Genomic DNA, 21,695 nt, shown 5'->3' with positions numbered 1-21,695 from the left:
GAGAGATCCCAGCAATGACGCATGGCAACGCGCCCGCCGGCCCACCACGCTCGACCCTCGTCATCACCGCGCACGCCGGGGACTTCGTCTGGCGTGCCGGCGGAGCCATCGCCCTGGCCGCCTCCCGGGGGGAGAAGGTCACCATCGCGTGCCTGACCTTCGGCGAGCGCGGGGAGTCCGCCAAGGCGTGGCGCGAGGGCCGGAAGCTCGACGAGATCAAGGCGATACGCCGCGACGAGGCCGAACGCGCCGCCGCCACCCTCGGTGCCGAGGTCCGCTTCTTCGACGCCGGCGACTACCCGCTGGTGGCCACCGCGCAGCTCACCGACAAGCTGGTCGAGGTCTACCGCGAGACCCAGCCGGACGTCGTGCTGACCCACCCGGCCGAGGACCCCTACAACGGCGACCACCCGGCCGCGAACCGGATGGCGCTGGAGGCCCGTGTGCTCGCCCAGGCCATCGGCTACCCGGGTCCCGGCGAGATCATCGGAGCCCCGCCGGTCTTCTTCTTCGAGCCGCACCAGCCTGAGATGAGCGGCTTCAGGCCCGAGGTGCTGCTCGACATCACCGAGGTGTGGGACACCAAGCGCAAGGCCATGGAGTGCCTCGGCGCCCAGCAGCACCTGTGGGACTACTACACCGATCTGGCCGTCCGCCGCGGTGTCCAGCTCAAGCGCAACGCGGGCCCCAACCTGGGCCTGGCGCACAAGACCATGGCCGAGGCCTACATGCGTCCGTACCCGGAGATCGCGAAGGAGCTGGCATGAGCGGCGTGATCGTTACCGGCCCGCCGAAGGCGGACGCCAAGGACGTCGACGCGCTGGCCGGCTTCGGCGTGGCCACCGTCAGCGAGGCGATGGGCCGTACCGGCCTGCTCGGTCCGGAGATCCGTCCCGTGCAGCAGGGCGTACGGGTCGCCGGCACCGCGGTCACCGTGCTCAGCTGGCCCGGCGACAACCTCATGATCCACGCCGCCGTCGAGCAGTGCGGCGAGGGCGACATCCTGGTGGTGACCACCACCTCGCCGTCCACCGACGGCATGTTCGGCGAGCTGTTCGCCACCGCGCTCCAGCGGCGCGGGGTGCGGGGCGTGGTCACCAACGCCGGTGTCCGCGACACCCAGGAGCTGCGCGACATGGGCTTCGCGGCCTGGGCGCGGGCGGTCTCCTCGCAGGGCACGGTCAAGGCCACCGGCGGCTCGGTCAACGTGCCGATCGCCATCGACGGCCAGGTCGTCCGCCCCGGTGACGTGATCCTCGCCGACGACGACGGCGTGGTGGTCGTCCCCCGCGAACGCGCCCGCGCCACGGTCGAGGCGTCCGAGGCCCGCGAGGCCAAGGAGGCCGGGACCCGGGCCGCCTTCCTCGACGGCGAACTCGGCCTGGACCGCTACGGCCTGCGCGAGACCCTCGTACGACTCGGCGTCGAGTACCGCAGCTACGAGGAGTACAGCGGCGAGGGAGCCGGATCGTGACCGGCGGGTCCGAGGAGTTGCCCTGCCTGCTGATGCGGGGCGGCACCTCCAAGGGCGCCTACTTCCTGGCCGCCGACCTGCCCGCCGAACCGGCCGCCCGCGACGCGCTGCTGCTGCGCGTCATGGGCAGTCCGGACGAGCGGCAGATCGACGGCCTGGGCGGGGCGCACCCGCTCACCAGCAAGGTGGGAGTGATCTCCCCGTCCGCCGACCCGCGGGCCGACGTCGACTATCTCTTCCTCCAAGTCGCCGTGGACCGGCCTGAAGTGAGTGATCGTCAGAACTGCGGGAACATCCTGGCCGGAGTCGGCCCGTTCGCGGTGGAACGCGGGCTGGTCCCGGCCGGGCCGGAGCACACCTCCGTACGCATCCGGATGGTCAACAGCGGCGATCTCGCCACGGCGACCTTCCCCACGCCTGGCGGCCGCCTTTCGTACGCCGGGGTCACGGAAATTTCCGGGGTGCCCGGTACGGCCGCCCCCGTGACGATCGAGTTCCCGCCGGGGGAGGGCCCGCTGCTGCCCACCGGGAACGTCCGGGACCTGATCGACGGCACACCGGTGACCTGCGTGGACAACGGCATGCCGACCGTGCTCATCGCCGCCGCCGACCTCAAGGTCACCGGCTACGAGAGCCCCAAGGACCTGGAGGAGGACCTCGCGCTGGCCGACCGGCTGCGGGAGATCCGCCTGGCGGCGGGCCGGCTGATGGGACTGGGCGACGTCTCGGACACCACCGTGCCCAAGCTCACGCTGCTCGCCGCACCGCGTGACGGCGGCGCGATCACCACCCGGACCTTCATCCCGGTGCGCTGCCATCCGTCGATCGGGGTGCTCGGGGCGGCGAGCGTCGCCGCCGGCCTTCGGATCGAAGGGGGTGTGGGCGCCGGGCTCGCCCGGCTCCCGGACCGGGGTGACCGAGTCCGCATCGAGCATCCCACCGGGTTCCTGGACATCGAAAGTAGCCTCGGGGTCGGTCCCGACGGCCTGCCCACCGCCCACCGCACGGCCGTGGTCCGCACGGCCCGCAAGATCTTCGACGGCACCGTGTTCCCCCGGTCCGCCGAGACGGGACCGCCCCGGTCCCCGGCACCGTGTGCCGCGCCCGCATCCGCACCATCCCGAGGAGGTCAGTGATGACTCCGCCGCTCGGCGACATCGCCCACATCGGCCACGCCCAGCTGTTCACCCCGGACCTGGACGCCAGCGTCGCCTTCTTCACCGACTACCTGGGTCTCACCGTCAACGGGCAGCAGGGCGACACCGTGTATCTGCGCACCTTCGACGACTACGAGCACCACAGCCTGGTGCTCACCGCCCGCGAACAGCCCGGCCTGGGCCGGCTCGCCCTGCGCACCTCCAGCGAGGAGGCCCTGCACCGCCGGATCGAGGCGGTCGAGGCGGCGGGCGGCACCGGCCACTGGGCCGAGGACGAACCGGGCCTGGGCAAGCTCTACGTCACCACCGACCCGGACGGCCACGAGCACGCCCTGTACTGGGAGAGCGAGTACTACCAGGCTCCCGACGAGCTCAGGCCGGCCCTGAAGAACCAGCCGCAGGCCAAGCCGAACCGGGGCGTGGGCGTGCGGCGCCTGGACCACATCAACTTCCTGGCCGCCGACGTGCTCGCCAACGCCGAGTTCCAGCAGCAGGTGCTGGGCGCCCGGCCCACCGAGCAGATCCGGCTCGACACCGGGAGGATCGCGGCCCGCTGGCTGACCTTCACCGATAAGTCGTACGACGTCGTCTACACCTCGGACTGGACCGGCTCGGCTGGCCGGCTGCACCACATCGCGTTCGCGACCGACACCCGCGAGGACATCCTGCGCGCCGCCGACCTCGCCATCGACAGCGGTGTGTTCATCGAGACCGGACCGCACAAGCACGCCATCCAGCAGACGTTCTTCCTGTACGTCTACGAGCCGGGCGGCAACCGGATCGAGCTGTGCAACCCGCTCACGCGGCTGGTGCTGGCCCCCGACTGGCCGCTGGTCACCTGGACCGAGGCGGAGCGGGCCAAGGGGCAGGCCTGGGGCCTGAAGACGATCCAGTCCTTCCACACGCACGGCACACCGCCGGTCGCGTAACGGGGACTTCCGCGGGGGTGGGCGGCGCATCGAGGTGCGCGCCCACCCTTTCGCGCATACGACGACGAGCCCCTCTGTCAGATCGTTGATGAGATTGTTGACAAAAGCGTTGACACTCTTGGGGTAGATCCTTAGCGTCTAGCGCACACCGGGTCGGCCGCACGAGCCGCGACGACCCACCCCCGAGTTCTCGGCTCCGCCCGAGCTGGGGGACCCTCATCGAGTTCCTCCAGGGAACGCCTCCTGGACGAGAGGAAAACAAAGATGTCCTCCTCCCTCGCGCTGCCCGCCCGCGGCAGCAGACTGGCCTTCCTGGTCGTCGGTCTGTGCTGGCTGGCCGTCCTCTTCGACGGCCTCGACATGTTCATCTACGGCTCGGTGCTGCCGCACCTGCTCGCGACGAAGACCTTCGGCCTCACCCCCGACCAGGCCGGCGACCTCGGCAGCTACGCCACCTTCGGCATGCTGGTCGGCGCCCTCACCGCGGGCACCGTCGCCGACCGGATCGGCCGCAAGAAGCTCATGGTCGCCTGCGTGGCCCTGTTCTCGCTGGCCTCCGGCGTGTGCGCCCTGGCGGACAGCCTCGCGGTCTTCGGCCTCGGTCGGACCCTGGCGGGCGTCGGCCTCGGCGGCCTGCTGCCCACCGCGATCAGCATGGTCTCCGACTACGCCCCCCGCGGCCGCGGCGCCATCGTCATCGGCCTGCTGATGACCGCCCACCACGCCGGCGGCATCCTCTCCGCCTACGTGGCCAAGTGGCTGGTGGAGCCGGTCGGCTGGCAGTCCGCGTTCTGGGTCTGCGTGACCCCGCTCCTGTTCGCCCCGGTGCTGGCCAGGTTCCTGCCCGAGTCGCTGAGCTTCCTGGTCGCCAAGGGCCGCACCGAGGAGGCCCGCGCGCTGGCCGACCGCTACGACGTCGAGCTGCCCGCGACCAAGTCGTCCGTCCGACAGGGCGCGGCCGACCGCTGGAACGCGCTGGTCAACCTCTTCCGCGGGGGCGAGTGGACGCAGACCCTGCTGTACTGGCTGGCCTCCTTCGGCGGTCTGCTGCTGGTCTACGGCGTCGCCACCTGGCTGCCCACCCTGATGCGCGCCGAGGGCTACGAGCTCGGCTCCGCCCTGACCTTCGTGGTCGTCTTCAACCTCGGCGGCATCGTGGGCATGCTGGTGGCCGGCCGGGCCGCCGACCGCTTCGGCGCCCCGCGGGTCTCCGCGCTCTGGTTCGCGCTGACCGCCGCCGGAGTCTTCCTGCTCAGCGTCCACATGCCGATGGGCGTGACCATGGTGGTCGTCTTCCTCACCGGCGTCTTCCTCAACAGCGCCCAGACGATGATCTACGCGACCGTCTCGATCCGCTCCGACCCGGGCGACCGCGCCACCGCCGTCGGCTGGACCTCCGGCATGGGCCGCTTCGGCGCCGTCTTCGGCCCGTGGCTCGGCGGCCAGCTGCTCGCCGCGGGCCACGGCGACTGGGGCTTCACCGCCTTCGCCCTGGCGGGCCTCTCCTCGATGGTCTTCATCGGGATCGCGGCCCTGCGCAGCGCCAAGGCCACGGACACGGACAGCACGGAGCAGGAACTGGTCGCCGCCCACTGACCGCACCGACCGCCCCTGCCACCAGGGGGAAGGACCAACGCCGGTCACCGCACGGGATGCGGGGGCCGGCGGGTGCTTTTCCTGATGCCGCGTCACCGATCGGTGGCTATGATCCGGACAACCGGGGGGTGGGCGATGAAGCGCGGGCTTCTTGCGATGGTCGGGATACTGCTGGCAGCGGCCACGGCGTGCACGGACGCCGACCCCCCGCTGAGCTCTCCCTCCCTTTTCCCGGCTCCCTCCTCTCACGCTCCCTCCGGTTCCGCCGAAAGGCCCGAGCCCGGTCCTGCCACGCCCCTGGGCACGGCAGTGATCACCTTGAAGGACACGCGGCTGGTCCAGGCGTACAGCGCGTTGTTGCGGGCGGGGGAGGCCGTCCCGGTGACGTCCGAGATTGCCGTTCTACGCCGTCGGCCGGCGGGCACAGGCGATGTCGTCTGGATGCCGGACGCCGACAGGTACTGCCAGATCTCGATCCGCGAGCTCGGCTCGGACCGGCGGTGCTTCGGTCTTGCGCCGAAGCGGAAGCCGCAGGGCTACGTGCACGTGGGCCATGCCGCTCCGCACGCCCTCGACGATCCCGAAGGACACGTGATGTGGCTCAGTGTCAGCGTCGTCGAGAACACCCCCGGGCCCTTCGCCTTCACCGGCGGTACGCCGAAGCACGCGACCCCGGTGCAGGAAGCCACGGTGAAGTTCCCCTCGGGCAGGACGATGACATTTCTGACGTACGAATTCCCGGCGGGCGTACACCTCCCGATGGACGCCGAGATCTGCAATACCGGCCGGGACGTCTGCTTCAAAGCATTCGAGGGGACTCCTGACGGGCAATAGACGGTGGACGTGACCGCCCCCAGGTGACCGACCCGCCGTGCGCGGGGTGGCGGTGCCGGCACTGTCTCCTGCCCGCCCCCGCGGCGTGTGTACGGGATCTGTCGGCTCAGCCCATCTGGTCCGCGGGTGAGAGGTGTTCCACCGTCCTGCCGGTCTGCGTGAACGTGCGGGTGACGTGGCCGGAGGAGTACACCCACAGGATGCGCAGCGGGCGGTCGCCGACGTTGCGGAAGAGGTGGGGGATCGGGGAGGGGATGTACGTCGTGTCGTACCGCTCCAGCCTGGTGACCTCGCCGTCGACCCAGACCTCCGCCTCGCCGTCGAGGACCGTGACGTGCTCGTCGCAGTTGTGCGAGTGCAGCGGCGCGCCGGAGCCCACCGGATAGACGCTCATCCCGCTGGTGATGCGGTTCTCCCCGTCCGCCGACGTGGTCGTGATCAACGGTGTCGTCACGACCGAACCGCCCCTGTCCAGCAACGGCACGGACGCGACCTTGATGATCGTGGTCATCCGGGGTTCCCTTCCACTTCCGACGTGATGCGAGGAACGACGTTAGGTCGCGCGGGCGGGAACGGGTGCCCTCCGGCGTGCAGCTTTACCTTGCATTCCGAGAAGGGTGAGCAACCCGGACCCGGCTGTACCGTCACCTGTCACCGCACGGCTTCTCGACCCGTGAGTGAAACGCGCCGGAAAGAAAAGGCAGGTAACGGCCAGATGAGGCTCCCCGTTCTCGACGAAGAGGAAATGGACCCGCGGCAGCAGGAACTGGCGGCCCGTATCGCCGGCCGCCGCGGCGCAGTCCGCGGTCCCTTCCGGGTCTGGCTGCACAGCCCGGAGATGTGCGAACGGGCCGAGTCGCTCGGCGCGTTCGCCCGGTTCGACTGCAGTCTCCCCGAGCATCTGCGGGAACTCACGCTGCTGATGGCGGCCCGCAACTGGGACGCGCAGTACTCGTGGAACGCACATGTGCACCAGGCGATCGAGGCCGGCATTCCGCAGACCGCGGTGAAGGCCATCGCCGAAAAGCGCGAGGCGGTCTTCGACAACGAAGTGGACCAGGATTTCTATCAGTTCTGCCGGGAGATCCTCGACGAGCATTTCGTCACCGACGAGACGTTCGCCCGCGCCCTTGCGCACTTCGGCGCCAAAGGCCTGGTCGACACCATCGGCGCGCTCGGCAACTTCACCATGCTCGGCATGTGCCTGAACACCTTCCAGGTCGACCTCCAGGCCGACAGGCAGCCCCCGTTCCCCGACATCCGCGGCTACGGACGCGTCCGCGCCGCGGCCGAACGGCCGCAGCCGTGAGTTCCCCGACCCGCCCGCGTACGCAGGGAGGTACTGCCGTGACCGCGAGGAAGAGCACCGACAGCGGTGCCGGTACGGCCGCCACGGCCGTCCTGCGGATCCGGGGCGTCAGCAAGAGCTTCGGCGGGGCGGCGGCGCTGAAAGGGGTCGACCTCGACCTGTACCCGGGTGAGATCCACGCCCTGATGGGCATGAACGGCGCCGGCAAGTCGACGCTCGTTCAGGTCCTGTCCGGGGTGCACCAGCCCGACGGCGGCACGGTCGAGGTCGATGGTCACGCGCACCCCGGGCTGACCGTGCGCAGGGCCCGCCGGCTCGGCATCGCCTCGGTGCCGCAGCGCCGCGAACTGGCGATGGGCCTCACGGTCGCCGAGAACGTCCTGCTCGGCGACCTGCCCACCCGGCGCGCCGCGGTGCGCTGGAAGGCCGTACGACAGCAGGCCCGCGAGGCGCTGCACTCGCTCGGCATCGACATCGACGTGGAGCGGACCGCGGGCTCGCTCACCGTCGCCGAGCAGACCATGGTCGAGGTGGCCCGCGAGGTCCGCCGCGGCGGCCGCGTCCTCGTACTCGACGAACCGACCGCCTGTCTGAGCGCCAAGGACGCCGACCGGATCCGCGCCCTGGTGCGCCGGCTGCGCGACGACGGCGTCGCCGTCGTCTACATCTCGCACTACATCGACGAGGTGATGGCCGTCGCCGACCGCATCACCGTCCTGCGGGACGGGTCGGTGGTGCGCACCGGTCCGGCCGAGGAGCTCGACCCCGCCGGACTGGTCCGCGCCATGGTCGGCCGGGACGTCGTCTCGCGGCGCCCCGAACGCCCCGCGCCGAAGAGCGAACTCGGCCTGCAAATACGGTCGCTGAGTCAGGGCCGGGCGATCAGGGACTTCTCCGTCGAGGTGCGCAGGGGCGAGGTCGTCGCCGTCCTCGGACCGGCCGGCGACGCGCAGTCGAGGCTGTTCGACCTGCTGTCAGGACGACAGCGCCCCGACAGCGGCGAACTGCACGTGGACGGCCGCCCGGTGGCCGTCGGCAGCATCCCGGCCTCCCTCGGCAGCGGTCTGCGGTGCGTCACGGGCGACCGCCGCACCCTGGGACTCGTACCGGACCTGTCCCTGGACGAGAACCTGATGCTCGCCGACGACCGCTTCACCCGCCGCCGGGTGCACCGCCGGGACCGGCTCGCCCGCCGGGCCGAACCGGTGCGCCGCGCCTACGGGGTGGTCTCCCTCACCGGGAACCCTCCGGTGAGCGCACTGTCCGGCGGCAACCAGCAGAAGGTCCTGCTGGGCAAGTGGCTGGAGACCGGGCCGGCCGCCTGCTTCCTCGAGGACCCCACCAACGGCGTGGACATCGCGGCCATGGCCGACATCCACACCCTCGTCGACGACCTCGCCTCGCGCGGGGTGGCCGTACTGCTCGCCTCCTCCTCCGCCGAGGAGGTCATGCGCCTGGCCGACCGGGTCGTCGTGGTCAGCGCCGGCCGCACGGTCGCCGTGCACGACATCACCGCCATCACGCGCGACGAGCTCGTCGCCACCGCCCTCGGAGGTCAACCGCAGTGAGCGTCAAGACCCTTCCCGACGCCCCCGGCGTGTCCGAGCCGCCCGCAGGGCGCCGCTCCCGGTTCTCGCCCGGCGCCCTGCGCGGCGTACCGCACGCCGCTCTGATCGCGGTCCTGGTGATCGTGGTCGCCTTCACCGCGCTGCGGACCGAGACCTTCGCCACCGACCGCAACATCGTCAACATCCTGAGCCAGGTGAGCGTCAACGCCGTGCTCGCCGCCGGTCTCACGCTGCTGATGACCGCGGGCGGCATGGACTTCTCCATGGGCAGCAACGTCGCGGTCACCGCCGCCGTCGCGGCCAGGCTGCTGGCGAGCGGACAGCCCACCGGTTACGCGGTGGCCGTCGCGCTGCTGCTGGGCACGGCCATCGGTCTGGTCAACGGGCTGGTCGTGACGTTCACCAGGGTGGCACCCTTCGTCGCGACCCTGGCCTCGGCCACCCTGCTCGACGGCGTCGCCCTCCTGGTGCACGACGGCAACACCATCTCCATCGGCACCCGGATGTTCGCGCTCGGGAACAACAAGCTCCTCGGCGTCCCGTACCTGCTGGTCGTGGCGGTCCTGGTGCTGGTGGCCACCGCCCTGGTCATGAGGTTCACCGTGTTCGGCCGGGACGCCTTCGCCATCGGCGGCAACGAGCACGTCGCCCGCCTCAGCGGCATCAACGTCACGGCGCGCAAGCTCGTGCTCTACGGCACCACCGGCGCCCTCTCCGGGCTGGCGGGCCTGATGCTGCTGTCCCGGCTGGGCTCCAGCAGCCCCGGCGGCACCGCCGGCCTCTCGCTGCAACTCGCCGTCGTCGCCGCGGTCGTCATCGGCGGCACCTCGCTCGCGGGCGGCTACGGCACCGTGACCGGCACCGCGCTGGGCCTGGTGCTCCTCGGGGTGGTCGCCAACGCGCTCAACCTCCTGGACTTCTCCAGCAACTACCAGCCGGTCTCCGTCGGCGCGGTGCTGCTCGTCGCGGCCGTCGCCAACGAGCTGCACAAGGCCCGCTCCGCGCGGCGCTGAGCACCACCCCCCGCAGCCGCTTCACCTCCTCGCACCCTCTTCGCTCCCGCACGTCCTGGTCACGGCTCGCCGTGCTCACGGTCCGTCGCGCCCGCAGCCCGTCGTACCGGCAGTCCGCCGTGCCCGCGGTCCTTCGTGCCCCAGCCCGTCCCGAAAGGCGGTCCACCATGAGACTTCCCGCCCGTTCCCGTCACGCCCTGTTCGCCGCGGTCGCCTGCACCACCCTGGCGCTCAGCGCCTGTGCCGGCAGCGACGACCCGTCCAGCTCCGGTGACGTCACCCTCGGGTTCGTCAACGGCGGCGACACCAGCTTCCACAGCTGTCTGCAGAAGGCCGTCGAGCAGACGGCGAAGACCGAGAACGCCAAGGTCTACACGTCCAACTCGCACCAGAACGCCGGGACCGAGCTGTCCAACATCGAGGACATGATCTCCCGCAACGTCAGCGCGCTGATCGTGCAGACCGTCAACGTCGACGCGCTCAAGGGCGACATAGCCAAGGCGAAGGCGTCCGGCATCCCGATCTACCTGACGTCCGTGGCCACCAGCGACACCGGCGACATCCTCGGCGCGGCCGTCGTGGACCTGAAGAAGGTCGGCGGCCTGGACGCCGGCTGGATCGCCCAGGACGCCGGCGGCAGGGACGTGCAGGTGGGCATCGTCGCAGGTGCCCCGGGGGCCGCCTCCGACCTGCTGGTGGGCGGGTTCAAGAGCGGGCTGCCGGCGACCGCGAAGGTGGTCGCCAACCAGCCCGGCATGTTCAATCCCGCAAAGGCCCAGGACGTGGCGGAGAACATGATCCAGGCCAATCCGGACCTCGACTACGCCTTCGTCGCCAACGAGGAGATGGCCTTCGCCGTCCGAAAGGCCTTCGACGCAGCGGGCGCCGGGGACGTCAAGATCGTCACCGTCAACGGCACCGACGAGGGGCTCGCCGCGGTCAGGAGCGGCCAGTTCTCCGCCACCGTCGCGAACTCCGCGCTGACCATCGGGCAGACCGCGGTCAAGGACACGGTCGCCCTCCTTGCCGAGAAGAAGGTTGACAAGATTGCCAACATTCCTCTTGTGTTGGTCACCAAGGACAACCTGAGCGAGGCGCCGCAGTACTGCCCGAAGTAGGTCCCACCGGACCTGCCGCCGGGCCCCCACCGGTCCCGGTGCCCGGCTCGCCATGTCCGAGCCGCACGTCCGTCGAGTCGCCGAGATGTCCTGGTGGAGCCGCTGTCAGGACATTCCGGCGGGGTTCGGCGACCCCTTTGCTCCCTGTCCCGGCGCGGGCCGGACAGGGAGTGGTCCCCGGAGGAAACATGGATCGCTTGCTCCTCATGCACAGCTTCGTCACCGTCGCCCAGGTGGGCAGCTTCAGCGGGGCCGCCAAGAAGCTGGGCTCGTCGGGTTCGCTGGTGTCACGGCACGTCGCCGAGCTGGAACGCCAGGTGGGTGTCCGCCTGGTCAACCGCACCGCCCGCTCGGTCAGCCTCACCCAGCCCGGCCGGCGGTACGCGGAGTTCGCCGCCCGCATCCTGGAGGAGATCGAGGCCGAGGACGCCGGTATCGCCCGGCTGCACGACCGGGCCGAGGGGACGCTCAGCATCATCTGCCCCAAATGGATAGGCAGCCTGGACCTCGGCGACGCCATCGCCGCCTTTTCCGCCGCCCATCCGAAAATCCAGGTCCGGTTCGAACTCGGCGGGATGTCGGACCGCACCTACGACTTCCTGGACGGCGGATTCGACGTCGCCTTCCACACCCGGGATCTGCGGGATTCCAGCGTCCGTCTGAAGAAGATCTCCTCGCTGCCGTTCGTGCTGTGCGCCTCGCAGGAGTACATCAAGCGGCACGGCGCCCTCGCGCACCCCAACGACGTCGCCGCGCACGACTGCCTCGTCCACGTCAACGACCCGGTGTGGCGGATCGGGCACGGCCACGCGAGCACCCTGCACAAGATCCGCAACATCGCGTTCTCGTCGAACTCCTACATCGCCCTGCAGAAGGCCGCCGTGCACGGCCGGGGCATCGCACTGCTGCCCCAGCGGCCGGCCTACGACGACCTCGTCTCCGGCGCCCTCCAGGTACTCCTGCCGGAACTGGCCGTACCCGACCGCCCGCTGTACGCGATCTACGGTCCCGGACAGGACACCCCGCGCAAGATCAGTGTGTTCCTGGACTTCCTCGCCGACTGGTTCGCGCGCAACCCGTTCCCCGCCATCCGGTCCTGACCAGGGCCTGTTGGGCCGAGCGCGTGGGCCGGCCGCGCAAGAAACGATTGCGCACTGCGTGGACCTCGGGCCATTGAGGCCCTCGCAACCCGAAATCTACGCTCGCCAGGCGACCCGGAAACGAGGAATCCATGGGAATCCAGAGAATCGAATCGGTCACCTACAGCATCGACGACCTCGACGAATGCGCCCGGTTCTTCGACGACTTCGGACTGTTCCTGCTGGAACGGACCGGCGAACACGCGGTGTTCGAGACGCTCACCGGACAGACCCTGCACCTCGACTCCGACCCCGGCACCCTGCTGCCGCCGCCGGTGGAGAGCGGCCCCACCCTGCGCGAGGTGGTCTGGGGCGTCGACACCGCCCGGGAACTGGAACGGCTGGTGGCCGCGGTGGCCGAGGACCGCCCGGTGCGCGAGAGCGCCGACGGCGTCCACCACAGCATCGACGAGACCGGCTTCGGCGTCGGCCTCACCCTCGCCCGGCCGCGGCCCGCGACCGTCGAGCCCAGGCCCGCCAACGCGCTCGGCAGCGTCCGGCGCTGGAACACGGCGCTGGAGCCGATCACCCGGGTGCGCCCGCTGCGCATGTGCCATGTCGCGCTCAACATCCCCAAACACGGCAAGGACGAGGCCGTCGCGTTCTACACCGGCCGCCTCGGCTTCCGCCCGACCGACGTGGTCGAGCCCATGGGCGTGTTCATGCAGGCCCCCGGCGACGACGACCAGCACACCATGCTGCTGTGCCACCGCCCCGACAAGGCGGGCGTCAACCACATCGCCTACGAGGTCCCCGGCTTCGACGACGTGATCGAGGGCGGCAACCACATGATCGACCACGGGTGGCGGGAGGCCCGCCGGCTCGGCCGCCACACCGTCGGCTCCAACGTCTTCCGCTTCCTGCACGCCCCCTGCGGCGGCCGGGTCGAGTACGCGGCCGACATGGACCGCGTCGACGACACCTACGAGACCCGGGTGCACCAGACCACCCCGCCGCACCACATCTGGGCGCTGCGCACCAACCGCGACCAGCAGGACGCCACCCCCGCGTCCTGACCCACGCCCGGCCCGCGGGCCGGACCCCAGCTCGCTCCTGAGAGGGCACCCACCCATGACCACCGACCACGGCTACCCCGCCGTCCGCATGTACATCGCGGGCGAGTGGTGCCAGGGCGGCACCGGACGTACCGCCCCGATCGTCGACCCGGCCACCGAGAAGGTGATCGGAGAGGTACCGCTGGCCACCCCCGCCGACCTGGACCGCGCGCTCGACGCCGCGACGGCCGGCTTCCGCATCTGGCGCGAGACACCCATAGCCCGGCGCACCGCGATCCTGCACACCGCCGCCGACCTGCTGACCGAGCGCGCCGCCGAGGTAGGCCGGGTGATGACCCTGGAGCAGGGCAAGCCGCTGGCCGAGGCCACCGGTGAGGCCCGCCGGGTCGCCGACACCCTGCGCTGGCACGCCGACGACGCCCGCCGCGCCTACGGCCGCATCATCCCCTCCGAGCCCGACACCCTGCTGACCGTACGGCGCGAACCGGTCGGCCCGGTCGCCGCGTTCGTACCGTGGAACTTCCCGGCCGGCGGCCCGATGCGAAAGATCTCCTCCGCGCTCTCCGCAGGCTGCTCGATCATCATCAAGGCCTCCGAGGAGACCCCCGCCACCGCCGCCGCCCTGGTGGCCTGCTTCGCCGACGCGGGCCTGCCCGCCGGGGTCCTCAACCTCGTCTTCGGCGAGCCGGCCGAGGTCTCCGCCCACCTGATCGACGCCCCGGCCGTCCGCCTGGTCGCCTTCACCGGCTCGGTCCCCGTCGGCAAGCTGCTTGCCGCCCACGCGGGCCGGGTCATGAAGCCCTCCCTGATGGAGCTCGGCGGCCACGCCCCGGTGATCGTCTGCGCGGACGCCGACCCCGTGAAGGCCGCCCGCCGGGCCGCACAGGCGAAGTTCGCCAACGCCGGCCAGGTGTGCACCTCGCCCAGCCGCTTCCTGGTCCACGAGAGCATCGCCGAGGCCTTCACCGCCGAGTTCGTGCGGGCCGCCGAGGCCGTCGTCGTCGGGGACGGACTCGCCGAGGGCACCACGATGGGGCCGCTGGCCAACGAGCGCCGGCTGTCGGCAATGGAGCGCCTGACCGCGGACGCCGTCGCCCGCGGCGCCGAGATCCGCACCGGCGGCGAACGCCTGGACCGCCCCGGCTACTTCTTCGCGCCGACCGTCCTGACCGGCGTACCGGCCGACGCGGAACTCATGCACGAGGAGCCGTTCGGGCCGCTCGCGCCGATCGTCCCGTTCACCGATCTCGACGAGGCGCTCGCGACCGCGAACGCGACTCCGTACGGACTGGCCGCCTACGCCTTCACCGAGTCCGCGGCCACCGCCGAGCGGCTGGTGGCCGGACTGGAGGCCGGGATCCTCTCCGTCAACCACTGCGGCGGATCCGTCTCCGAGGCCCCCTCCGGCGGCGTCAAGGACAGCGGCTACGGCCGCGAGGGCGGCCCCGAGGCGCTGGACTCGTACCTCGTCACCAAGCGCGTCTCCCACCTGCTGGTGCCGTGAGGTACGCCCGAGTCTCGGCCGGCGGCCGCGTGATGTGGGCCCGGGTGGGGGAGGAGGACGTCGAGCTGCTGTCCGGCTCCCCGATCGAGACCGACCCCGAGGTCCTCGGGGTGCTGCCCCGCGCCGACGCCGTCTGGCTGCCGCCCGTCGTGCCGCCCGTGTTCTACGCGGTCGGCATGAACTACCCCCGGCACATCGCGCACGCCGCCCGGCTGGGCAACACCGCCGCCGTCGTGCCCGAGCGGCCCGAGGTCGGCTACCGGGCCAACAACGCCCTCACCGGCCACCGCACCCCGATCGTCCGGCCCGCCGAGGTGGAGGGCAGGTTCGAGGCCGAGCCGGAACTCGTCGCCGTCATCGGCCGCACCCTGCGCCGCGCCACCCGCGACGAGGCCCGCGCGGCCGTCTTCGGCTGGACCATCGGCAACGACGTCAGCGCCCGCACCTGGCAGCACCAGGACCGCACCTTCTGGCGCAGCAAGAACAGCGACACCTTCAAACCCATGGGGCCCTGGATCGAGACGGACGTCGACGCCCTCGCCCAGACGACGACACTCCGCGTGAACGGCGAGGTGCGCGCCGCCTTCCCCACCGGCGACATGGTCTTCGACCCCTTCGACTACATCGTCGAGATCACCAGGCACAACACCATGCTGCCCGGGGACGTGCTGTGGATGGGCGCCGAGTCCACCTGCGGGCTCGCGCCCGGGGACACCGTGGAGGTCGAGATCAGCGGCATCGGCACGCTGTCCAACCCCGTACAACTCGAAGAGGAGCAAGGGAACCGACCATGAGCGCAGAACCCCGCTACATCCACCACGTCAACTTCCCCACCACCGACCCCGACCGGACCGCGGCCTGGTACTCGAAGGTCTTCGGGATGAAGCGCATCATGCCCAAGTCCAACACCCGCGTGGTGCTGATGACACGCGGCAACTTCGACCTGCACTTCACCCCGGTCGAGGAGATGGAGCGCATGGCGCCCTACCACTTCGCCGTCGAGGTCGACGACTGGGACGACTTCCTCGCCCACCTCAAGGAGCTCGGCATCCGGCACACCCGGCCGATCCAACGCCCCGAGAACCAGTCGAAGTTCTGCTACATCCACGACCCCGACCACACCATGATCGAAGTGGTCCACCACGCCAAGCGCCCCAACTGACCGTCACCGACCAGGAGTTCCTTTCCATGCCCTACGCCGACTCCGACGGCACCTCCATCTACTACGAGCGTCACGGCAGCGGTCCGGCGATCCTGTTCGTGCACGGCAGCGGCGGCCACCACGCCGCCTGGTGGCAGCAGGTCGCCGCGCTGCGCGAGGAGTTCACGGTCGTCACCGTGGACCTGCGCGGCTTCGGCAGGTCCGACTCCTCCATGCCCGAGTTCGACGGCCAGGACTTCCCCGGCGACGTGGTCGCCGTCCTCGACACCGAGAACCTGACCGACGTCATGCTGGTCGGCCAGTCCATCGGCTCCGTCGCCGTGCTGCGGGCCGCCCTGCTGCGCCCCGAGCGCGTCGCCTCCGTCGTCCTCGGCCACTCCCTGGGCGGCATCAGCCACCCCGAGCTGAGGGAGCTGGCCGCCGCCGACCGCGCCGAGGCGGTCAAGCTGCCCGTCATCGACCGCCTGCTCACCGCCCGGTTCCAGCGCGAGCGCGCCGACCTCACCTTCCTCTTCCAGCAGATGGGCACCTTCAACGTCGCCAGGATGCAGGACCTGCGCAACCTCGACACCGACGGACCGTCCCTGGACGACATCCGCGACAGCGGGGTGCGGGTCGCCTTCCTGGCCGGCGAGCGGGACGCCGTCCTCGGCGTCAAGACCGTCACCCGCGCCCACGAACTGCTGCCCGGCTCGCACCTGGAGATCGTCCCCGGCGCCCCGCACTCCATGTACTGGGAGACGCCCCAGGCCTACAACGCGGCGATCGCCCGGCTGCGCCGCACCCTGACCGTCCCGGAGGACACCGTATGAGCAACGTGACCCTCGAAGCGGCCGAGGAGATCATCGCCGCCGTCCACCGGCGCGCCCAGGACCTGGGCAAGGCGGTCAGCGTGGCCGTGGTCGACGCCGGCGGCTTCGTCGTGGCGATCCGCCGGCCCGACGGGGCCCGCCCCCTGACCCCGGACATCGCCCGCGCCAAGGCGTACACGGCGGCCGTGATGCAGCGCCCCGGCCCGATGCTGAAGAAGTGGCAGGAGAGCCAGCCGGTCTTCTTCTCCCAGCTGTCCCAACTGCCCGGCGCGGCCCTGCCGATCATGGCCGCCGAGGGCAGCGTCACCATCAAGAAGGACGGCGAGATCATCGGCGGCCTCGGCATCGCCGGCGGCACCGCGGACGAGGACCAGCAGCTCGCCGACGACGTCCTCGCATCCCTCGGCTACGAGCTGGAGTTCGCCGCCTGGGGCGTCGCGGGCAAGCCGGCCGGGCCCGGAAAGGACTGACCCATGGCGGACACCTACAACTACCGCATCGACCACCACGGCAGCCTGGTGCGCCCCGCGGAGCTCACCGCCGCCCGCGCCGCCGGTGACGCCGACGCCCTGGCGGCCGCCGAACTCAAGGCGGTCCAGGAGGCGGTGGTGTTCCAGCGCAGACTGCGCTCCACCGTCGTCACCGACGGCCACTTCCCCCGCGAGGACTTCCGCGGCGCGGTCCTCGACGGGGTCTCCGGCTTCCGCCGGACCGGTGAGCAGGACCCCGACGGTCTGGTCCGCTGGGTCGCCGAGGCCCTGCCCAAGGCCAACGGGCCGCTGCTCGGGGAGTGGGCCGCCCGGCTCACCGAACTGACGGTGATCGCCGCGAAGGCGACCCTGCCGTCACCGGCCTATCTGGCCGCCACCACGTTCGAGCCCGGCCTCGGCGTGGCCTCGGCCCGGGAGCTCGGCGAGGCCCTCGCGGAGATCGTCCACGCCGAGATCCAGCTGCTTGTCGCCCAGGGCGTACGCGTCATCCAGCTCGACAACCCGCTGCTGCTGGGCGAGTTGGCCACCGACCCGGACAGCCCCGGCGCCCTGTCCTTCGAGGACGCGCTCGCCGTCGAGGCTGCCGCGGTACGTCTGGACCGGCGCCCGGAGGGTGTACGCATCGCCCTCGCACCGGGCTGGGCGGCGCCCGCCGCGGTGGACCGGGGCCGCGCCGAACGGCTGTACTCCGCCGTCCCGGTGGACCGCTGGGTGCTGCCCCTCGACCGGGGCACCAAGGCCGAACTGGACCTGCTCAGGGCGCTGCCCGAGGACCGGGACGTCTGCCTCGGCGTGGTGGACGCGACCGTGCCGGACCTGGAGGACATCGACTCCATGATGGAACGGATCGACGCCGTGGGGGAGTTCAAGGACCTGGAGGACGCGGCCCTCTGCCCGTCCCGCGGCTTCGCCGACGTGGCGGCGCGGCCGCTGCTCGGCGCGGAGGACCAGCGCCGCAAGCTCGTCCTGGTGGAGACCCTCGCCCGCTATGTGTGGGGCAACGAGTTCTGATCCGGTTCCGGCCCGGTTCTGATCCGGGGTGGGAGGAAGCCGGAAGGAGGGAGCCCGCCGGGCCCCTCCTTCCGGTCTCTTCCGGCTTCCGTTCCGGACTCAGAGGACCTCGGCGAAGGTGACCGTGCGGTCGCTCAGCAGCGGCCACACCGTCTCCACGATCAGCTCCTTGAAGTGCCCGGCCGCCTTGTGCGCCTCGAAGCCGGCCACGTCCGTGTACCGCTCGTAGAGCAGGAAGCCGCCGGGCTCCCCGGCCACGGCGTGCACCTCGTACAGCAGGTTCGCCGGCTCCGCACGGGTGGACTCCCGCGCCTTCAGCAGCGCGGCGCGCACCGTGGCCTCGTCGGCGGGCGCGCAGCGGTAGTGGGCGACGACTGCGTAGGCCATGTCCGTCTCTCCTCGGGTGGTACTCGGGTGGTACTTGGGTGGTACTCGGGTGGTGCTCGGCTCTCCGGCGGCCCCGAGCGGGCCGTCCGGCCCGCCGATTCCAGCACGGATCCCGCCACCGCCCACCCGCGCGCGGCGCAAGCATTGCCTGCCGTCGCGGAGCTGGTGGACCCGCCCCGACATGGTGTGTTGTCGCATCCGGCCACCATGGCCGCCCGGCCGGACCGCCCGGTCCGGACCACTCGTCCAGACCGCACCGCCCGCACCGCGGCCGACCAAGGAAGTGATCTCGTTGCGTACTGTGGAAGCGCTCTCGGGCGGAAAGTGGGTGGCGACCGGTGAATGGATCGACGTCCACGACCCCGCCGACGTCCGCACCCCCTTCGCCCGCGTCCCGGCCCTCGGCCCCGAGGACGTCACCCGGGCCTACGGCCACGCCGAGCGCGGGTTCGCCGAATGGCGGCGCACCAGCCCCTTCGAGCGGGCCCGGATCCTCACCGGGGCGGCCCGGCTGATCCGCGAGCGGCTGGCGGAGATCGCCGCCGACGTCACCGCCGAGAACGGCAAGACCCTGGCCGAGGCCCGGGGCGAGGCCGGTAAGGCCGCCGACTTCCTCGACTACTACGCGGGCCTGGCCCGCCAGGGCTACGGCACCCTGCTGCACGACGCCCGCCCGGACACCCGCACCCACACCCAGCGCGAGCCCATCGGCGTGATCCTGGTGATCAGCCCGTGGAACGACCCGCTGATCACCCCGGCCCGCAAGCTCGCCCCGCTGCTCGCGGCCGGCAACGCGGCCGTCTTCAAGCCCGCCGGCGAAACCCCTTTGTCGGGGCTGCACTTCGCCCGCGCCCTGCACGACGCGGGCCTGCCGGCCGGGGTCCTCAACGTGGTCACGGGCCGTACCACGCAGATCGAGGCGGCGCTGCTGGACGACCCGCGGATCGCCGGCATCACCTTCACCGGCTCCAACGCCGTCGGCAACCGCATCCGCCGCCGCCTCGGCGACCGCAACGTCCGCTTCCAGGGCGAACTCGGCGGCAAGAACGCCTCCGTCGTGCTGGCGGACGCCGACCTGCCGGCCGCCGCGAAGGCGGTCGTCGCCGCCTCCTTCGGCCAGGCCGGCCAGCGCTGCACCGCCACCAGCCGGGTGATCGTGGAGCGGCCGGTGTACGAGGAGTTCACCCGTCTCCTGGTCGCCGAGGCCGAGACGCTCACCGTCGGACCGGGCACGGACCCGGCCACCACCCTGTGCCCGCTGTCCAGCCCCCGGCAGCGCGACAGCGTCCTCGCCGACCTGGACCGGGCCGTCGGGCAGGGGGCCGTGGTCCTCACCGGCGGCGGCGCCGACACCGAGGGCGAGCGCGCGCACGGCTGCTACGTCCGGCCGACCGTGCTCGCCGACGTCACCCCCGAGACGGCCATCTGGCGCGAGGAGGTCTTCGGACCCGTCCTCGCGGTGCGCGCCGTCGACGGCTTCGAGCAGGCCGTCGAGGCGGTCAACGACTCCGGCTTCGGGCTCGCCGCCGCCGTCTTCACCCGCGACCTGGCCGCCGCGTACCGTTTCGCCGACGAGGCCGAGTGCGGCCAGATCGCGGTCAACACCACGACCACCGGCTGGGACGTGCACCTGCCCTTCGGTGGTTTCCGCGACTCCGGAACGGCCTACAAGGAGCAGGGGGAGGAAGTCCTGCGCTTCTCCACCCGGGTCAAGACGGTCGCCGTCCACTACGGCGCCTGAAACAGACCGCAGGACAGCAAAGAGACAGCGAGCAAGCGGAGAAGAAAGGAGGACGCCTATGGCCGACGAGACGATCGGCGTCGTCGGGGCCGGCATCGTGGGCCTGGCCACCGCCCGCGAGATCGCCCTGCGCCGCCCCGGCACCCGCGTCGTGGTGTTCGAGAAGGAACAGGAGGTTTCGCTCCACCAGACCGGCCACAACTCCGGCGTGGTGCACGCCGGCCTCTACTACACGCCGGGCAGCCTCAAGGCCGCGCTGTGCGTGCGCGGGGTGTCCCTGCTGCGCGAGTACTGCCAGGACCGCGCGCTGCCGTACCGGGAGATCGGCAAACTGGTGGTGGCGGTCCGCGAGGACGAACTCGGCCGGATGGACAGTCTCTACGAGCGGGCCAGGAACAACCACGTACCGGACCTGCGGAGGATATCCCGGGACGAGATCAGGGAACTGGAGCCGCACGCGGGAGGCATCGCCGCCCTGCACTCCCCGCGCACCGCCATCACCGACTACCCGGCGATCGCCCGGGAGTTCGCGCGGGACGTCACCGACTGCGGCGGCGAGGTGCGGCTCGGCTTCCGGGTCTCCGGCATCACCGACGCACCGGGCGGCATCGACGTGACCTCCGCGGCGGACAGGGTGCGCGTCGACCGGCTGATCCTGTGCGCGGGGCTCCAGTCCGACACGGTCGCCGGGCTCGCCCAGGACCGGCAGGAGCCGCGGATCGTCCCCTTCCGGGGCGAGTACATGCTGCTCAGGCCCGACCGTACGAACCTGGTGCGGGGCCTGATCTACCCGGTGCCCGACCCGCGTTACCCCTTCCTCGGCGTGCACTTCACCCCCCGGGTCGACGGCACGGTGGAGGTGGGGCCCAACGCGGTCCTGGCGCTGGCCCGGGAGGGCTACCGGCGCACCCGGATCTCCCCGCGGGACCTGCTCGGCCTCGCCGCCTACCCCGGCACCTGGCGGATGGCGGCCCGGCACTGGCGTACGGGCATCAAGGAGTACCGCGGGTCGTTCTCCGCGGCGGCCTTCATGAAGGACGCGGGGCACTACGTCCCCGGCGTCGGCGTCCGGGACGTGGTCCGGGGCGGCGCGGGCGTCCGTGCCCAGGCCCTGGACCGAGACGGCACCCTCGTGGACGACTTCCGCATCCACCGGGTGGGCCGGATCACCGCCGTGCGCAACGCGCCCTCGCCGGCCGCCACGGCCTCCATGGCCATCGCCGAGCACATCGCCGACGCGGCCCTCGGCGAAGCCTGACGCGTCCTACGCGCCTGACGTCCGACGCCTGACGTCCGACGCCTGACAACGGCGCCGGACGACGTCTGACACGGCGCTGGACGACGTCTGACACGGCGCTGGACGACGTCTGACGCGGCGCTGGACGACGCCCGACGCGGCGCCGGGTGGCACCCGCCGTCGTGCCGGGTGCCGCC

22 protein-coding genes and 1 pseudogene are annotated in these 21,695 nt (G+C 71.6%); 21 read left to right on the top strand and 2 right to left on the bottom strand.

Features of this window, described 5'->3' with window-relative positions:
• The first annotated feature begins 14 nt into the window (after positions 1–14).
• From ABT085_RS18025 to ABT085_RS18000, 6 genes are all read left to right on the top strand, one after another.
• Positions 15–767, top strand: a complete 753-nt coding sequence (locus tag ABT085_RS18025; protein ID WP_351608236.1) for a PIG-L deacetylase family protein — start codon at positions 15–17, stop codon at positions 765–767.
• Positions 764–1,474 (top strand): 4-carboxy-4-hydroxy-2-oxoadipate aldolase/oxaloacetate decarboxylase, encoded by a 711-nt coding sequence (locus tag ABT085_RS18020; RefSeq protein WP_351608233.1) that lies wholly within the window; start codon positions 764–766, stop codon positions 1,472–1,474. Before ABT085_RS18025 ends, ABT085_RS18020 begins: the two co-directional genes overlap by 4 nt.
• On the top strand, positions 1,471–2,610 hold the full coding sequence (locus ABT085_RS18015; RefSeq protein ID WP_351608231.1) for a 4-oxalomesaconate tautomerase: 1,140 nt from the start codon (positions 1,471–1,473) through the stop codon (positions 2,608–2,610). The genes ABT085_RS18020 and ABT085_RS18015 overlap by 4 nt, the downstream gene beginning before the upstream one ends.
• Complete coding sequence (locus ABT085_RS18010) at positions 2,610–3,560, top strand: VOC family protein (RefSeq protein ID WP_351608229.1); 951 nt, start codon at positions 2,610–2,612, stop codon at positions 3,558–3,560. The genes ABT085_RS18015 and ABT085_RS18010 overlap by 1 nt, the downstream gene beginning before the upstream one ends.
• A gap of 264 nt (positions 3,561–3,824) precedes the next feature.
• Positions 3,825–5,156 carry an MFS transporter gene (locus tag ABT085_RS18005; protein ID WP_351608227.1) on the top strand — a complete coding sequence of 444 codons (1,332 nt, stop codon included), beginning with the start codon at positions 3,825–3,827 and terminating at the stop codon, positions 5,154–5,156.
• 318 nt (positions 5,157–5,474) lie between these two features.
• Complete coding sequence (locus ABT085_RS18000) at positions 5,475–5,990, top strand: hypothetical protein (protein WP_351608225.1); 516 nt, start codon at positions 5,475–5,477, stop codon at positions 5,988–5,990.
• Between the two features lie 106 nt (positions 5,991–6,096).
• Here ABT085_RS18000 and ABT085_RS17995 read toward each other — a convergent pair whose 3' ends face one another.
• Positions 6,097–6,501, bottom strand: coding sequence for a cupin domain-containing protein (locus ABT085_RS17995; protein WP_351608222.1), 405 nt, complete (start codon positions 6,499–6,501; stop codon positions 6,097–6,099).
• A 234-nt stretch (positions 6,502–6,735) separates the two neighbouring features.
• Between ABT085_RS17995 and ABT085_RS17990 the strand changes: the two genes are divergently transcribed.
• The 13 genes and pseudogenes from ABT085_RS17990 (at position 6,736) to ABT085_RS17935 (ending at position 18,133) form a co-directional block, all read left to right on the top strand.
• A complete protein-coding gene (locus tag ABT085_RS17990) occupies positions 6,736–7,299 on the top strand; it encodes a carboxymuconolactone decarboxylase family protein (RefSeq protein WP_351608252.1) in 564 nt (187 codons plus the stop codon).
• Positions 7,191–7,874: pseudogene (locus ABT085_RS46710) on the top strand (ATP-binding cassette domain-containing protein); the annotation flags it as partial. The gene ABT085_RS17990 and the pseudogene ABT085_RS46710, both read left to right, overlap by 109 nt.
• A gap of 114 nt (positions 7,875–7,988) precedes the next feature.
• Positions 7,989–8,867, top strand: a complete 879-nt coding sequence (locus tag ABT085_RS46705) for an ATP-binding cassette domain-containing protein (RefSeq protein ID WP_502982749.1) — start codon at positions 7,989–7,991, stop codon at positions 8,865–8,867.
• Complete coding sequence (locus ABT085_RS17980) at positions 8,864–9,880, top strand: ABC transporter permease (protein ID WP_351608216.1); 1,017 nt, start codon at positions 8,864–8,866, stop codon at positions 9,878–9,880. Before ABT085_RS46705 ends, ABT085_RS17980 begins: the two co-directional genes overlap by 4 nt.
• Positions 9,881–10,047: 167 nt before the next feature.
• A complete protein-coding gene (locus ABT085_RS17975; RefSeq protein ID WP_351608213.1) occupies positions 10,048–10,998 on the top strand; it encodes a sugar ABC transporter substrate-binding protein in 951 nt (316 codons plus the stop codon).
• 188 nt (positions 10,999–11,186) lie between these two features.
• The gene (locus ABT085_RS17970) at positions 11,187–12,098 is read left to right on the top strand and encodes a LysR family transcriptional regulator (protein WP_351608211.1); all 912 of its coding nucleotides are present in this window, start codon (positions 11,187–11,189) and stop codon (positions 12,096–12,098) included.
• Positions 12,099–12,229: 131 nt separating this feature from the next.
• Positions 12,230–13,153, top strand: a complete 924-nt coding sequence (locus tag ABT085_RS17965; protein WP_351608209.1) for a VOC family protein — start codon at positions 12,230–12,232, stop codon at positions 13,151–13,153.
• Positions 13,154–13,208: 55 nt separating this feature from the next.
• Entirely contained in the window at positions 13,209–14,657 is a 1,449-nt protein-coding gene (locus ABT085_RS17960; RefSeq protein WP_351608200.1) for an NAD-dependent succinate-semialdehyde dehydrogenase, read from the top strand.
• A complete protein-coding gene (locus ABT085_RS17955; RefSeq protein ID WP_351608197.1) occupies positions 14,654–15,451 on the top strand; it encodes a fumarylacetoacetate hydrolase family protein in 798 nt (265 codons plus the stop codon). Before ABT085_RS17960 ends, ABT085_RS17955 begins: the two co-directional genes overlap by 4 nt.
• A complete protein-coding gene (locus ABT085_RS17950) occupies positions 15,448–15,819 on the top strand; it encodes a VOC family protein (RefSeq protein ID WP_351608194.1) in 372 nt (123 codons plus the stop codon). The genes ABT085_RS17955 and ABT085_RS17950 overlap by 4 nt, the downstream gene beginning before the upstream one ends.
• A 26-nt stretch (positions 15,820–15,845) precedes the next feature.
• Entirely contained in the window at positions 15,846–16,631 is a 786-nt protein-coding gene (locus ABT085_RS17945; protein WP_351608192.1) for an alpha/beta fold hydrolase, read from the top strand.
• A complete protein-coding gene (locus tag ABT085_RS17940) occupies positions 16,628–17,101 on the top strand; it encodes a GlcG/HbpS family heme-binding protein (RefSeq protein WP_351608189.1) in 474 nt (157 codons plus the stop codon). The genes ABT085_RS17945 and ABT085_RS17940 overlap by 4 nt, the downstream gene beginning before the upstream one ends.
• 3 nt (positions 17,102–17,104) lie before the next feature.
• Complete coding sequence (locus ABT085_RS17935; RefSeq protein WP_351608187.1) at positions 17,105–18,133, top strand: methionine synthase II (cobalamin-independent)-like protein; 1,029 nt, start codon at positions 17,105–17,107, stop codon at positions 18,131–18,133.
• Between the two features lie 99 nt (positions 18,134–18,232).
• On the opposite strand, the gene ABT085_RS17930 is transcribed toward ABT085_RS17935, so the two are convergent.
• Complete coding sequence (locus tag ABT085_RS17930; protein WP_351608184.1) at positions 18,233–18,520, bottom strand: putative quinol monooxygenase; 288 nt, start codon at positions 18,518–18,520, stop codon at positions 18,233–18,235.
• Between the two features lie 283 nt (positions 18,521–18,803).
• Between ABT085_RS17930 and ABT085_RS17925 the strand changes: the two genes are divergently transcribed.
• Positions 18,804–20,261: an aldehyde dehydrogenase family protein gene (locus ABT085_RS17925; protein WP_351608182.1), complete on the top strand. Its 1,458-nt coding sequence runs from the start codon at positions 18,804–18,806 to the stop codon at positions 20,259–20,261.
• Between the two features lie 58 nt (positions 20,262–20,319).
• On the top strand, positions 20,320–21,519 hold the full coding sequence (lhgD, locus tag ABT085_RS17920) for an L-2-hydroxyglutarate dehydrogenase (protein WP_351608179.1): 1,200 nt from the start codon (positions 20,320–20,322) through the stop codon (positions 21,517–21,519).
• Positions 21,520–21,695: the final 176 nt, after the last annotated feature.

The sequence above is a fragment of the Streptomyces sp. NPDC002265 genome (assembly GCF_040296125.1).
In the GTDB taxonomy this organism is placed as follows: Bacteria; Actinomycetota; Actinomycetes; order Streptomycetales; family Streptomycetaceae; genus Streptomyces.
The sequence above is the reverse complement of the archived record's forward strand: the minus strand, read 5'-3'. Positions and strand labels throughout refer to the sequence as shown.

Excerpts from the sequence above, each read along its gene's own strand:
- ABT085_RS17995 (WP_351608222.1), bottom strand. The coding sequence starts at position 6,501 with ATGACCACGATCATCAAGGTCGCGTCCGTGCCGTTGCTGGACAGGGGC.
- ABT085_RS17965 (WP_351608209.1), top strand. The coding sequence starts at position 12,230 with ATGGGAATCCAGAGAATCGAATCGGTCACCTACAGCATCGACGACCTC.
- ABT085_RS18005 (WP_351608227.1), top strand. The coding sequence starts at position 3,825 with ATGTCCTCCTCCCTCGCGCTGCCCGCCCGCGGCAGCAGACTGGCCTTC.
- ABT085_RS17950 (WP_351608194.1), top strand. The coding sequence starts at position 15,448 with ATGAGCGCAGAACCCCGCTACATCCACCACGTCAACTTCCCCACCACC.
- ABT085_RS18025 (WP_351608236.1), top strand. The coding sequence starts at position 15 with ATGACGCATGGCAACGCGCCCGCCGGCCCACCACGCTCGACCCTCGTC.
- ABT085_RS17990 (WP_351608252.1), top strand. The coding sequence starts at position 6,736 with ATGGACCCGCGGCAGCAGGAACTGGCGGCCCGTATCGCCGGCCGCCGC.
- ABT085_RS46705 (WP_502982749.1), top strand. The coding sequence starts at position 7,989 with ATGGCCGTCGCCGACCGCATCACCGTCCTGCGGGACGGGTCGGTGGTG.
- ABT085_RS17970 (WP_351608211.1), top strand. The coding sequence starts at position 11,187 with ATGGATCGCTTGCTCCTCATGCACAGCTTCGTCACCGTCGCCCAGGTG.
- ABT085_RS17930 (WP_351608184.1), bottom strand. The coding sequence starts at position 18,520 with ATGGCCTACGCAGTCGTCGCCCACTACCGCTGCGCGCCCGCCGACGAG.
- ABT085_RS17935 (WP_351608187.1), top strand. The coding sequence starts at position 17,105 with ATGGCGGACACCTACAACTACCGCATCGACCACCACGGCAGCCTGGTG.
- ABT085_RS17945 (WP_351608192.1), top strand. The coding sequence starts at position 15,846 with ATGCCCTACGCCGACTCCGACGGCACCTCCATCTACTACGAGCGTCAC.
- lhgD (WP_351608179.1), top strand. The coding sequence starts at position 20,320 with ATGGCCGACGAGACGATCGGCGTCGTCGGGGCCGGCATCGTGGGCCTG.
- ABT085_RS17940 (WP_351608189.1), top strand. The coding sequence starts at position 16,628 with ATGAGCAACGTGACCCTCGAAGCGGCCGAGGAGATCATCGCCGCCGTC.
- ABT085_RS17975 (WP_351608213.1), top strand. The coding sequence starts at position 10,048 with ATGAGACTTCCCGCCCGTTCCCGTCACGCCCTGTTCGCCGCGGTCGCC.
- ABT085_RS17960 (WP_351608200.1), top strand. The coding sequence starts at position 13,209 with ATGACCACCGACCACGGCTACCCCGCCGTCCGCATGTACATCGCGGGC.
- ABT085_RS18020 (WP_351608233.1), top strand. The coding sequence starts at position 764 with ATGAGCGGCGTGATCGTTACCGGCCCGCCGAAGGCGGACGCCAAGGAC.
- ABT085_RS18010 (WP_351608229.1), top strand. The coding sequence starts at position 2,610 with ATGACTCCGCCGCTCGGCGACATCGCCCACATCGGCCACGCCCAGCTG.